At 67.1% G+C, this 12,240-nt stretch carries 11 protein-coding genes; 5 read left to right on the forward strand and 6 right to left on the reverse strand.

Features of this window, described 5'->3' with window-relative positions; translation table 11 throughout:
* Positions 1-9 precede the first annotated feature (9 nt).
* The 3 genes from mmsB to BGO20_RS10935 all read right to left on the reverse strand — a co-directional run bounded on the left by mmsB (position 10) and on the right by BGO20_RS10935 (position 3,694).
* On the reverse strand, positions 10-897 hold the full coding sequence (gene mmsB, locus BGO20_RS10925; protein WP_291664020.1) for a 3-hydroxyisobutyrate dehydrogenase: 888 nt from the start codon (positions 895-897) through the stop codon (positions 10-12).
* Between the two features lie 135 nt (positions 898-1,032).
* Positions 1,033-2,181 carry an isobutyryl-CoA dehydrogenase gene (locus BGO20_RS10930; RefSeq protein ID WP_291664021.1) on the reverse strand — a complete coding sequence of 383 codons (1,149 nt, stop codon included), beginning with the start codon at positions 2,179-2,181 and terminating at the stop codon, positions 1,033-1,035.
* Between the two features lie 16 nt (positions 2,182-2,197).
* On the reverse strand, positions 2,198-3,694 hold the full coding sequence (locus BGO20_RS10935) for a CoA-acylating methylmalonate-semialdehyde dehydrogenase (protein WP_291664022.1): 1,497 nt from the start codon (positions 3,692-3,694) through the stop codon (positions 2,198-2,200).
* A 124-nt stretch (positions 3,695-3,818) separates the two neighbouring features.
* Here BGO20_RS10935 and BGO20_RS10940 point away from each other — a divergent pair, with 124 nt between their 5' ends.
* The gene (locus BGO20_RS10940; protein WP_291664023.1) at positions 3,819-4,748 is read left to right on the forward strand and encodes a LysR family transcriptional regulator; all 930 of its coding nucleotides are present in this window, start codon (positions 3,819-3,821) and stop codon (positions 4,746-4,748) included.
* 41 nt (positions 4,749-4,789) lie between these two features.
* Here BGO20_RS10940 and BGO20_RS10945 read toward each other — a convergent pair whose 3' ends face one another.
* From BGO20_RS10945 to BGO20_RS10955, 3 genes are all read right to left on the reverse strand, one after another.
* On the reverse strand, positions 4,790-6,097 hold the full coding sequence (locus BGO20_RS10945) for a diguanylate cyclase (RefSeq protein WP_291664024.1): 1,308 nt from the start codon (positions 6,095-6,097) through the stop codon (positions 4,790-4,792).
* A 76-nt stretch (positions 6,098-6,173) separates the two neighbouring features.
* On the reverse strand, positions 6,174-7,922 hold the full coding sequence (locus tag BGO20_RS10950) for an ABC transporter permease (RefSeq protein WP_291664025.1): 1,749 nt from the start codon (positions 7,920-7,922) through the stop codon (positions 6,174-6,176).
* A 31-nt stretch (positions 7,923-7,953) separates the two neighbouring features.
* Positions 7,954-8,943, reverse strand: a complete 990-nt coding sequence (locus BGO20_RS10955) for an ABC transporter substrate-binding protein (protein ID WP_291664026.1) — start codon at positions 8,941-8,943, stop codon at positions 7,954-7,956.
* Positions 8,944-9,148: 205 nt separating this feature from the next.
* Here BGO20_RS10955 and tal point away from each other — a divergent pair, with 205 nt between their 5' ends.
* The 4 genes from tal (at position 9,149) to BGO20_RS10975 (ending at position 12,214) form a co-directional block, all read left to right on the forward strand.
* A complete protein-coding gene (tal, locus tag BGO20_RS10960; protein ID WP_291664027.1) occupies positions 9,149-10,102 on the forward strand; it encodes a transaldolase in 954 nt (317 codons plus the stop codon).
* A 3-nt stretch (positions 10,103-10,105) separates the two neighbouring features.
* On the forward strand, positions 10,106-10,816 hold the full coding sequence (locus BGO20_RS10965) for an SDR family NAD(P)-dependent oxidoreductase (protein WP_291664028.1): 711 nt from the start codon (positions 10,106-10,108) through the stop codon (positions 10,814-10,816).
* Positions 10,817-10,924: 108 nt separating this feature from the next.
* Complete coding sequence (locus BGO20_RS10970; protein ID WP_291664029.1) at positions 10,925-11,530, forward strand: HdeD family acid-resistance protein; 606 nt, start codon at positions 10,925-10,927, stop codon at positions 11,528-11,530.
* A 120-nt stretch (positions 11,531-11,650) separates the two neighbouring features.
* Positions 11,651-12,214 carry a YceI family protein gene (locus tag BGO20_RS10975; protein WP_291664030.1) on the forward strand — a complete coding sequence of 188 codons (564 nt, stop codon included), beginning with the start codon at positions 11,651-11,653 and terminating at the stop codon, positions 12,212-12,214.
* Positions 12,215-12,240: the final 26 nt, after the last annotated feature.

Consider the following 12,240-nt stretch of genomic DNA (forward strand, 5'->3'; position numbering starts at 1 on the left):
AAGCGCCTCTCACGCCTCGTCGCGGCCGCGCAGAAGATGGATGATCCCGGAGAAATCCGTGCCGCCCTGACCCCAGGCATTGTGCAGCGCGAAGAGCTGGGCGGCCGCTGCGCCGAGGGGCGTGGACGCGCCCGCAGCCTGCGCCGCCTCCTGCGAGAGCTTCAGGTCCTTCAGCATCAGCGCCGAGGCGAAGCCGGGCTTGTAGTCGTTGTTGGCCGGAGAGGTCGGCACCGGCCCCGGCACCGGGCAATAGGTCGTCAGAGACCAGCACTGCCCGGAGGACGTCGAGGCCACGTCGAACAGGGCCTGATGCGAGAGGCCGAGCTTCTCGGCCAGCACGAAAGCCTCCGAGACGCCGATCATCGAGATGCCAAGGATCATGTTGTTGCAGATCTTCGCGGCCTGTCCGTTGCCGGCGCCGCCGCAATGCACGATCCGGCGCCCCATCTTGGCCAGGATCGGCTCGCCACGGTCGAACGCCTCCGCCGTGCCGCCGACCATGAAGGTGAGGGTCGCGCCCTTGGCGCCGCCGGTGCCGCCCGAGACCGGCGCGTCGAGCGAGGCGCAGCCGTGCTCCGCTGCCAGCGCATGGGCCCTGCGCGCGCTCTCGACATCGATCGTCGAGGAATCGATCAGCAGCGTGCCGGGCTTCACCGCCGGCAGGATATCGGCCCATACCGAGAGCACGTGCTTGCCGGCCGGCAGCATGGTGACGACGATCTCGGCTTCCGCGACGGCCTCCTTGGCCGAACTCGCGATGCCCACGCCCATCTCTGCCGCCGCGTCCTTCGACGCCTGCACGAGATCGAACGCTTTGACGCTATGCCCGGCCTTGACGAGGTTCCCGGCCATCGGGCCGCCCATATTGCCGAGGCCGATGAAGGCAATGCTGGTCATGGTCGTCTCCTCTCGTCGTTCTTGGTATTATCCCAGACTGCTCGAAGAGCAGATCCGGGATCGTCATCAGAAAAGGCGCTTTCCCGTCTTGCGATCCCGGATCGCCGTCCGGCGTCCGGGATGACGTCTTCGGCGTCAATTCCCCTTCGCCCGCCCCACCAGCCCGCGCGCCACGATCATCCGCATCACCTCGTTGGTCCCCTCGAGGATCTGGTGGACGCGCAGGTCGCGCACGATCTTCTCGATGCCGTAATCGGCCAGATAACCGTAGCCGCCATGGATCTGCAGCGCGTCATTGGCGACCTCGAAGCCGGTGTCGGTGGCGATGCGCTTGGCCATGGCGCAGAGCTTCGTCGCATCCGGCGTCTTGGCATCGAGCGCCGCGGCGGCACGCCAGAGCAGGGTGCGCGCTGCCTCAAGCTCCGTCGCCATGTCCGCGAGCTTGAATTGCAGCGCCTGGAAATCGGCGATGGCCGAGCCGAAGGCCTTGCGCTCCTTGGCATAGGTGATGGCCTTGTCGAGCGCTCCTTGCGCGCCGCCGATCGAGCAGGCGCCGATATTGAGCCGGCCGCCGTCGAGCCCGGCCATGGCGATCTTGAAGCCGATGCCCTCCGGGCCGAGACGGTTGGCGACGGGGACGCGGCAGTTCTCGAGGATCACGGCTCGCGTTGGCTGGGCGTTCCAGCCCATCTTCTTCTCGTTGGCACCGAAGGACAGGCCGGGCGTGTCCTTCTCGACGACGATGGTCGAGATGCCGCCGGGGCCGGCCTCGCCGGTGCGCGCCATCACGACATAGATGTCCGACACGCCGGCGCCTGAGATGAACTGCTTCTGCCCGTCGAGGATGTAGTGGTCGCCGTCGAGCACCGCCTTGGTCTTCAGAGCGGCGGCGTCGGAGCCGGCGCCGGGCTCGGTCAGGCAATAGCTCGCCAGATGCTCCATCGTGCAGAGCTTCGGCAGGAAGCGCTGGCGCTGTTCGTCCGAGCCGTAGCGGTCGATCATCCAGGCGCACATGTTGTGGATCGAGATATAGGCCGCGACCGTCGGACAACCGGTCGAGAGCGCCTCGAAGATCAGCGCGGCGTCGAGGCGCGAGAGGCCGGAGCCGCCGACATCGTCGCGGATGTAGATGCCGCCCATGCCGAGCGCGGCGGCGGCACGCATCTCCTCGAGCGGGAAGTGCTTTTCCTCGTCCCAACGCATGGCATGGGGGGCGAGCGTTTCGGCGGCGAAGGCGGTGGCCATCTCCTGAATGGCGAGTTGATCCTCGGTCAACGAGAACATGGCCACCTCGCTGTCGTCAGTTCATCGTCGGGATGACGAAGCTCGCACCGTCCTTGATGCCGCTCGGCCAGCGCGCCGTCACCGTCTTGGTCTTGGTGTAGAAGCGGATCGAGTCCGGGCCGTGCTGGTTCAGGTCGCCGAAGGCGGAGCGCTTCCAGCCACCGAAGGTGTAGTAGGCCAGCGGCACCGGGATCGGCAGGTTGATGCCGACCATGCCGACCTGCACCTTTGAGGCGAAGTCGCGCGCCGCGTCGCCGTCGCGGGTGAAGATCGCAGTGCCGTTGCCGTATTCGTGGTCGTTGGTGAGCTTCAGCGCCTCTTCGTAGCTCTCGGCGCGCAGTACCGAGAGCACCGGCCCGAAGATCTCCTCCTTGTAGATGCGCATGTCCTTGGTGACGTTGTCGAACAGGCAGCCGCCGACATAGAAGCCGTTCTCGTAGCCCTGCATCTTGAACTCGCGGCCGTCGACCACGAGCTTGGCCCCTTCCTGGACGCCAATGTCGACATAGGACTTGATCTTCTCCATCGCCGCCTTCGAGACGACCGGGCCATAGTCGGCGTTGAGGTCGGTCGAGGGGCCGATCTTGAGGCTCTCCACGCGCGGGATCAGGCGCTTGACCAGTTCGTCGGCCGTGGCCTTGCCGACCGGCACCGCTACCGAGATCGCCATGCAGCGCTCGCCGGCCGAGCCGTAGCCGGCGCCGATCAACGCATCGACCGCCTGGTCCATGTCGGCGTCGGGCATCACGATCATGTGGTTCTTGGCGCCGCCGAAGCATTGCACGCGCTTACCGTTGGCGCAGCCGCGGGCGTAGATGTATTCCGCGATCGGGGTCGAGCCGACGAAGCCGACCGCCTTGATCTCGGGATGGTCGAGGATCGCGTCGACCGCCTCCTTGTCGCCGTTGACGACGTTGAGGATGCCGGGAGGGCCGCCGGCCTCGACGAAGAGCTCGGCGAGGCGCATCGGCACGCCGGGATCGCGCTCCGACGGCTTCAGGATGAAGGCGTTGCCGCAGGCGATCGCAGGGCCGAGCTTCCAGAGCGGGATCATCGCCGGGAAGTTGAACGGCGTGATCCCGGCGCAGACGCCCAGCGGCTGGCGCATCGAATAGATGTCGATGCCGGGGCCGGCGCCGTCCGTGAACTCGCCCTTCATCAGGCCGGGCACGCCGAGAGAATATTCGATCACCTCGACGCCGCGCTGGATGTCGCCGCGGGCATCCGGGATGGTCTTGCCGTGCTCGCGGGCGAGCAGCTCCGCCAGTTCGTCGTTGTTCTGCGCGATCAGGTCGAGGAACTTCATCAGCACGCGGGCGCGGCGCTGCGGGTTGACCGCGGCCCATTTCGGCTGCGCCTCGGCCGCGTTGCGGACGGCGGCATCGAGTTCGGCTGCCGAGGCGAGAGCGACCTTGCCGATCACCGAGCCGTCCATCGGCTGGTAGATGTCGGCCGTGCGGCCAGAGGTGCCGGCGACGTTCTTGCCGCCGATGAAATGTCCGACCTGACGCATGGGCGCCCTCCCTACGAATGGCTGTTGTGACGATCCCATGGTTTTCCTACCATTCTCGTTTGCGCACGGCTATAGCGAGAGCGGAACGCCAGCCGTGCAAAAACGCAAATATGAGGAGGGAGGCTTGGAGCGCTTCGACTGGGACGATCTGCGTTTCTTTCTCGCGGTGGCGCGCTCCGGGCGCCTCACGGCGGCGGCCCGCCGTCTCGGTGCGGACCATGCCACCGTCTCGCGCCGCATCACCTCGCTGGAGGAGGCGCTGAAGGCCAAGCTGTTCGAGCGCCGCCCCCAGGGTTACACGCTGACGGCGCATGGCGAGCGTCTGCTCGCCAAGGCCGAGAGCATGGAGACCGAGGCGCTCGCGATCCAGAGCGATATCGGCGGCGCCGACATGGCGCTCTCCGGCACGGTCCGGATCGGCGCGCCGGACGGCTTCGGCACCGCCTTCCTCGCGCCGCGGCTCGCGGTCTTCGCCAGGGCCTTTCCCGGGCTGGAGATCCAGCTCATCGCAATGCCGCGCCTGCTCTCCTTGTCGAAGCGCGAGGCCGATGTCGCGATCACGCTCGCGCCGCCGAAGGAGGGCAAGGTGGTGGCGCGCAAGCTCGCCGACTATCGCCTCGGCCTCTACGCTTCACGGGATTATCTTGCCGCGATGCCGCCGGTGACGAAGCCCGACGATCTCTTCGAGCACCGCATCATCGGCTATATCGACGACCTGATCTTCTCGCCGGAGCTCGATTATCTCGACGAGGTCGCCAAGGGATTGCGCGCCCATGTCCAGAGTTCGAGTGTGATTGCGCAGATGAATGCGGTGGTGGCGGGGGCCGGCATCGGCGTCATCCACCATTTCATGGCTCACGATGACCCCCGGCTCGTGCCGGTCCTGCCCGAGGCGGTGCAGATCACGCGGTCCTTCTGGCTCCTGGTCCACGCCGACCTCAAGGACGTGGCGCGGGTGCGCGCGATCGTCGATTTCGTCGTCCGCGAGGCCAAGGCGGCTCGATCGCTCCTGATGGGCGAGGCGAAGCCGGAGCTGCGATCGGCGGCGGAGTAACCGGCCGGTCGGAGAGGCGCGGTCGGAGCAACCTTGGCGGTCTAGGCTTCCGCAACCGCGGAGCAGACCCGGTTGCGTCCCTCCTGCTTGGCGGCATAGAGCGCCCGGTCGGCCCGGTTGAGGCTGGCGCCGAGTTTCTCGGCACCGCTGATCTCGGTGACGCCGATGGAGACTGTGAGGGTCATTTCCTCGCCGGCCAGCATCAATGGTTGGCGGGCGATCTCCCGGCGGATCTCCTCGGCCAGGCGGCAGGCCTCGTCGAGACCGGCGCCGGCGAACAGGATCGCGAATTCCTCGCCGCCGACCCTCGCCAGCAGATTGGTCTCGCGCTCGGCCAGACGGCTGAGATTGCGGGCGACCGCGTCCAGAACCTGGTCTCCGCCGTCATGCCCGTGACGGTCGTTCATCTGCTTGAAGTGGTCGATGTCGAGAAGGGCGATCGAGACTGGAAACCCGCCTTGCCGCGCGGTTTCGACCAGGGCCGGACCATGCTCGAAGAAATGGCGGCGGTTGAACAGGTTGGTGAGATAGTCCCGGGCCGCGAGCTCCTGCAGCCGCTTGAGCCGGATCAGCGTCTCGACATTCGAGGCGATGCGGCACTGCAGCTCCTCGAGCACGAAGGGACGTGAGACGAAGTCATGCGCGCCGGCCTTGAGGAAGCCGGCTGAGGTCTGTCTGTCGGTCGAGGACGAGATGCCGATCAGGCGGACCTTGGGATGGCGCCGCCGGATCCGGCGGGCGAGTTCGAAGCCGTCCATGTCGGGCATGTAGTAGTCGCTGACGACGAGCTCCAGATCGGGATTGGCGTCGAGCAGGGAAAGCGCCTCGGCGCCGGAACCGGCTTCGACCACGACATATTGCTGGATCGACAGCATCCGCGCGAGCACCTTGCGGGTGGTGCGCGTGTCGTCCACGACGAGGATGCGGGTGTTCCGGTTGTCGAGCGCGCGCTTGACGGTCGCGACGAGGTTGCCGAGCGCGAATTCATTGTCCTTCAGGACATAGTCGATGATCTCGCGCTCCATGACGCGTCCGCGCGTGGCGAGGTCGAAGGTCGCGGTAAAGACGACGGTCGGGATGCCGTGGGCGACGGTCCAGTCGAGAGCCTCGCCGCGGGGCGCATCCGGCAGGTTGAGATCGACCACCGCGATCGCATAGGCTCCGGGCGCCGCGACGATCAACTCGCTGAGGTCCTTGAGCGAGGCGCAGGTGGTGACGGGAAGCCCGGTTTCCGCTTCGAGGAACTGCCGCAGGGCGATCGAGAATGTGCGCGAGTCCTCGATCACGAGGATTCCGCGCCCGTCCTTTTCGGGGTGATGATCCACAATCGCCGTCGTCAAAGCATTCATGCTCCATCTACGGCGTCGCCAAGTTTAATTTTCCGTCACGATCGTTGCGCGAGGGCCTCGCGGAGCGAGCGGTTCTCTAGATGCGCCACGGCAGCACGTTCGGCGGGAGGCGGCGGCCGAGAAGATCCAGCAGCAACATCGCCGCGAGGATGACGGCGGAGGCGCTGATTGCGATGGCGGCAGCCTCCCCGGCAAGCCCGGCTTCCTTGAGGCTGAACAGCACGACCCCGAGCGTCTCCGTTCCGGAGGACCACAGGAGCGCCGAGACGGTCAGTTCGTTGAACGCGATCAGGAAGACCATCAGGGCCGAGACCGCGGCGGCGGGCGCGAGGATCGGCGCGACGATGAAGCGCAGCATCTGCCAGAGGCCGGCGCCGTCGAGCCGGGCTGCTTCCTCATGATGCGCCTCGATCTGCGCCATGGCCGCCAGCGGGGCTTTCAGGGCCAAGGGCAGGAAGCGCGCAAGATAGGCGAAGAGGATGATGAACGGCGTGCCGTAGAGGCTGATGCCGATGCCGGGCAGGGGCCGCAGGAAAAGCAGAATGCAGGCGATCGCCAGCACCACGCCGGGCAGGGCGTAAGGCAATTCCACGACGAGCTCGGCCGCGCGCCTGAGCTTGCCCATCCGCCGTTCGAGCCCGTAGGCGAAGGCGATCGAGCCGAGCGAGAGCAGGGCCGCGGCCGTGGCCGCGAACCAGAACGAGTTCCAGAAGGCTCGGATGGTGACGGCCTGCCGGAACAGGACCTCGGCAAACTTGTCGAAGGTCAGGCTGTGCCAGGTGAGCGGCACGCCCAGCGCGGGCGTGAGGGCCTCGCTCAGCAGTGCGGCGAAGGGGAGGCAGAGTTTGACGGCGAGCAGCAGGCAAAGCGCGGCCGTGACGAGGCCGCGGGCCGGGCCGAGCCGCCAATAGGGTTCGAGCGGTCGTTCGATCTCGACCTTGCCGCCCCGGCGGCGGGAGACCACCATGCCCGCCAGGATGCCGAGCGCCGCCACCATGCCGACGAGCAGAGCCAGCGCAGCGGCCTCCGGCAGGCTTTCGGGGCCGAAGCTGGAGAGCCGGCGATAGATCAGCGTCGGCAAGGTGAGGTAGTTCACCGGCAGTCCGAGCAGGGCGGGGATGCCGAAATTGCCGACGCCGGCCACGAAGGCGATCAGTCCCGCCGCGATGAGTTGCGGCCGCAGCACCGGCAGCACGATGCGCGCCGTGATGGTCGCCGGCCCGGCGCCTTCCATCTGCGCCGCCTCGACGAGCGAATGCGGGATGCTGCGCAGCCCCGTCCAGAGCGTGATCGCGACGAGTGGCGCATGGTGCAGCGCCATGACCAGGATGATGCCGCCGCGCCCGAGCAACGGGTTCGTCGTCCCCGGCTCAGGCGCGAGCCCCAGCAGCATCAGCACCTGCGAATTCGGCGCGAGCAGGCTGAGGAAGGCGAGTGCCGCGACCTGCGGGGCGATCATCATCGAGAAGACGAAGCCGAAGGCGAGCGGCCGCTTGCCGCGGACGTCGGTGACGCCCAGCGCCAAGGCCGTGACGGTGCCGATCGCGAGCGCGCCCAGCGCCGAGAAGAAGGAGGTGTCGAGCGTATGCAGCGTCGCGGCGACCGCCGCCCGGCTCGTCAGGGCCTCGACGGCGATGGCCGGTGCGAGCTGCCAGCCTGGCGCGACGGCGGCAAGGAGGAGGCGCAGGAACGGCAGCCCGCCGAAGAGCACGGCGGCCGCGACGACAAGCGCGGGCAACCCCGCTTCGGCCGGCATCAGGAATTGCGGAAGCCGGAGCGCGGGCGCGCGCTCCGGCTTCCGCGACTGACGCAGGACGAGCGTCATCGCGCCCGATGCCCGGCAGGCAAGCTTGCCCTCATTCGAAGATCGAGCCGAAGTGCTTGCGAGCGGCGGCCGATTCCGCGAGCGCCTTGGCCGCGTCGAACGGCATCAGCTTGATGGCGTCGCGGGCCGGATATCCCGCCGGCAACGCGACGTCGGGACGAGCCGGGACGTAGCCCTGCTTCAGCGCGACTTCCTGTCCCTCCTTCGAGAGCACGAAATCGATGAATGCGTGAGCCGCCGCGCTGTTCTTGGTGCCCTTGAGCACGGCCACCGGCTCGCTGACCGAGGACACGCCTTCTACGGGGAAGACGAAGGCGACCGGCGCACCCTTGGCCTTCTCGCGGATCGGCATGAAGTCGACGATCATGCCGTAGAGCTTCTCACCGGTGGCGACCTGACGCAGGATGTCGCCATTGGCGCCGGCGGCCACCGTGCCGTTGTCCTTGAGGGCCTCGTAGTATTTCCAGCCGTCCTTGAGGTTGCTGGTCAGCGTGATGGTGTGGATCAGGGCGGCGCCGGAATTCAGCGGGCTCGGCATAGCGATCTGGTTCTTCGCCTCCGGCCTGGTGAGATCGAGCCAGCTCTTGGGCTGCATCGTCGCCTTGGTATTGTAGACGATGCCGGTGGTGATCAGCTTGGTCGCGAACCAGAACTTGGCCGGATCATGGATGCCGGCGGGATAGGCCGAGACGTCGGCCTTGTCGTAGGCTTCGAGTCGGCCTTCCTTCTTCAGCCCTTCCATTGTCACGGAATCGGCGATCAGCAGCACGTCGGCCTGCGGCGCGCCGGCCTCGAACTCGGCCCTGAGCTTGGCCAGGATGCGCGGCGTTCCATCCCTCACGAAGGAGATGTCCACCTTCGGATACTTCGCCTTGAAGGCGTCGATGGTCTGCTGGGCGTCGGTGTTGGGCTGGCTCGTATAGAGCACGAGCTTGCCCTCGACGCCCTCCGCCCTGGCGCCGAATGTCGCGACGAGGAGGCCGGCTGCCACCGTGAGGGCGCCCAATGCCTTGCGCTGCATGTTGTTCTCCATCTCTGCCCGCGTCTGCGGATGGCGCTGCGGGTAGACCCTGCGCGTGACAGTTCCGTGAAGCTCGTGTGGTAAATGGCCGCCCAGCGCGTGTCACCCGTGCGCATCGCCGGATTGCCATCCCGGGCTCGCAATGGCAGGTCAGAGACGCCACATTGCAGGCAGGTGTTCACGTTCAAGAAGCCGGGAACAGATCATGTCTTCCAAGCTCGACCAGCTCCGCGAGATGACCACCGTCGTCGCCGATACCGGTGACATCGAGGCGGTGCGTCGGCTCAAGCCCGTGGACTGCACCACCAATCCGACGCTGCTGTTCAAGGCGGTCGAGACCCCGGCCTACGCTCACCTCGTCGAGGAGGCGATCGGCTGGGGACGGAAGCAGGGAGGCGGCGAGAAGGCGGTCCAGGCCGTCTGCGATCGCCTGGCCGTGAGCTTCGGAACCGAGCTGACCAAGATCGTGCCCGGTCGCGTCTCGACCGAGGTCGATGCCGACCTGTCCTTCGACGGCAAGGCGACGATCGACAAGGCGCGGGCCATCATCGCCGCCTACAAGGAGCGCGGGGTCGAGAAGGAGAGAATCCTGATCAAGATTGCCTCGACCTGGGAAGGGCTGCAGGCCGCCAAGGTGCTGCAGGGAGAAGGCATCGACTGCAACCTGACGCTGCTTTTCGCGTTGCCGCAGGCTGTCGCCGCCGCCGATGCGAGGGCGTTCCTGATCTCGCCCTTCGTCGGTCGCATCCTCGATTGGCACGTCAAGGCAGGCGGAGGGCCCTACACCGCGGAGACCGACCCCGGCGTCGTTTCGGTACGCAGCATCTACGCCTACTACAAGACCTACGGGATCGACACGGTGGTGATGGGCGCCTCATTCCGCAATACCGGCGAGATCGAGGCGCTGGCCGGCTGCGACCGGTTGACCATCGGCCCCGGCCTCCTCGACGAACTCGCCGCCGCGACCGGAACCCTGCCGCGCCAGCTCGACCCGGAGGCGCCCGGCAAGGCGCCCGCGAAGCTCTCGCTCGATGAGAAGGCCTTCCGTTTCGCCATGAACGAGGACGCGATGGCGACCGAGAAGCTGGCCGAGGGCATTCGCGGCTTCGTCAAGGATCTGCGCAGCCTGCGCAAGCTCGTCACCGAAAAGCTCGCCTGAGCAATGGCGCAAGCGCGGATCGCCGTCGTCACCGGCGGCGCCAAGGGCATCGGCGCGGCGGTCGCCGCCAGGCTCGCGCAGGACGGGTTGACGCCTGTCGTCTGGGATCTCGCGGCCCCGATCGCCGCGGGACCGGCTCACATTCGCTGCGATGTCGCCGACGAGGCGTCGGTTGCGGCCGCGACGGCCGCCACCGAGCGCGAGCACGGTCCGATCGGCGTTCTCGTCAACAACGCCGGGCTCACCGGGCCCTCGACCACGGTCGCGGAGACGCCGGCGGCGCAGTGGCGGAAGATCCAGGCCGTCAATCTCGACGGGACCTTCCTGTGCTCGCGCGCCGTCGCGGCGATGATGGTGCCGCGCGGCTACGGCCGTATCGTCAACATCGCCTCGCTCGCCGGCAAGGAGGGCACGCCGACGCTTTCGGCCTACAGCGCCGCCAAGGCCGGTGTCATCGCGCTGACCAAGGCCCACGGCAAGGAACTCGCCGGAACCGGGGTCCTGGTCAATGCCGTCGCTCCGGCCGCGATCGAGACCGAGTTGCTTCAGCAGATGAGCCGGGAGACCGTTCAGACGATGATCGACAAGAGTCCGCTGAAGCGCCTCGGCACCGTCGAGGAGCTGGCCGAGCTCGTCGCCTGGCTGGCGAGCGGACGCTGCAGCTTCTCGACCGGCGCGGTCTTCGATCTGTCCGGCGGCCGCGCGACCTATTGAAACAGGGGCCGCGGCGCCGATTGACGCGGCGGTGGCGCGGGTTTCTCATGGCTGGGTCTGACAGGCGGTCCCGATCGTCGGCGGCTGCCTCCAACGGAGCCGGTCGCCATGAGCACGCCCTCTGAAACCTCCGCGCATCAACCCGCTTCCCTCGGCACCCATCTCGTCCCCCTCCGGCGCAACTGGGGCTGGCTGATGGCGGAGGGCATAGTCCTGATCATCCTCGGAGTCCTCGGGCTTGGCGCCGTGGCGCTGCTCAGCCTCGCCAGCGCGATCTGGTTCGGCGCGATGATCTTCGTCGGCGGCGTCGTCGTGCTGATCGACGCCTTTCGTCACCAGGGCTGGCGCAGCCGCCTCTGGCACATCCTGATCGGAGCGCTGTACCTCGCCGTCGGCGTGATGACCTTCGTCAATCCGCTGCTCGCGACGGCCTCGCTGACGCTCCTCGTCGGCGCTGCCCTGGTCGCGACCGGCGTGCTTCGTCTGATCGTCGCCTTCCAGAATCGGCAACTGCCTTATTGGACGTGGGTGGCGCTCTCGGGGGTGCTGTCGCTGCTGCTCGGAGGCATGATCCTGATGCAGTGGCCGGGCTCGAGCCTCTGGGTGCTCGGCACCTTCCTCGCCATCGAGCTGATCTTCCAGGGCTGGGCGGCGATCGCGCTTGCGCGGGCCATCCGTTCGACCTTCGACGGCGTCATCACGAAGCGGAACTGAGAGCTTTCGCCGGCGGTTTGTCGGGCCGTTTCACCTTTGCGTGTAGCGGCGCTTTTCACCATGCTTTTCCCTCGAAGCGGTGCGAGCTTGCGGGCCTCGCATGGCTCCCCGGTATTCATCATGCTCCGCACTGCTGCATCCGCTCTTTCCGTCCTGCTGTTCACGCTGCCGCTGCAGGCGCAGTCGAACTGGAACTTCGACCGCGCGGCGACCCAGATCGCCTTCGTGGGGCATCGATTCGGCGCGGTCGTCACCAACGGCCGCTTCGAGCACTATGACGGCACCTTCGCGATCGATTTCGACCATCCCGAGAAGAGCCGCATCAAGGTCACGCTGGACACGGCCTCCATCAAGGCAGGTTCGGCGCTGGTGGATGGCTTCATCACCGGGGCGAGCATGCTCGACAGCGCACGGTTTCCGACAGCGACATTCGTCTCCGACAGCGTGATCCGGACTGGCGAGCGCGGCCTCGACATCCGGGGCCGCCTCACGATCAAGGGTATGACGCATCCGTTTCAGGTGAGCGTGATGATCGACGGCGATGTCGACGGCGCCCGACATGGCGATGCCTTGCCGTTCCACGCCAGCGGCAGCTTCCTGCGCCCCGCCTATGACATCGGCCGCGACGTCAACATCGTGGACGACCAGATCGACATCGAGATCAGGGGCCGGCTGGCGCGATGAGCGCGTAGCCGGGGCCTATTGTCGGA

Source organism: Allobosea sp. 67-29, assembly GCF_001898115.1.
Lineage (GTDB): Bacteria > Pseudomonadota > Alphaproteobacteria > Rhizobiales > Beijerinckiaceae > Allobosea.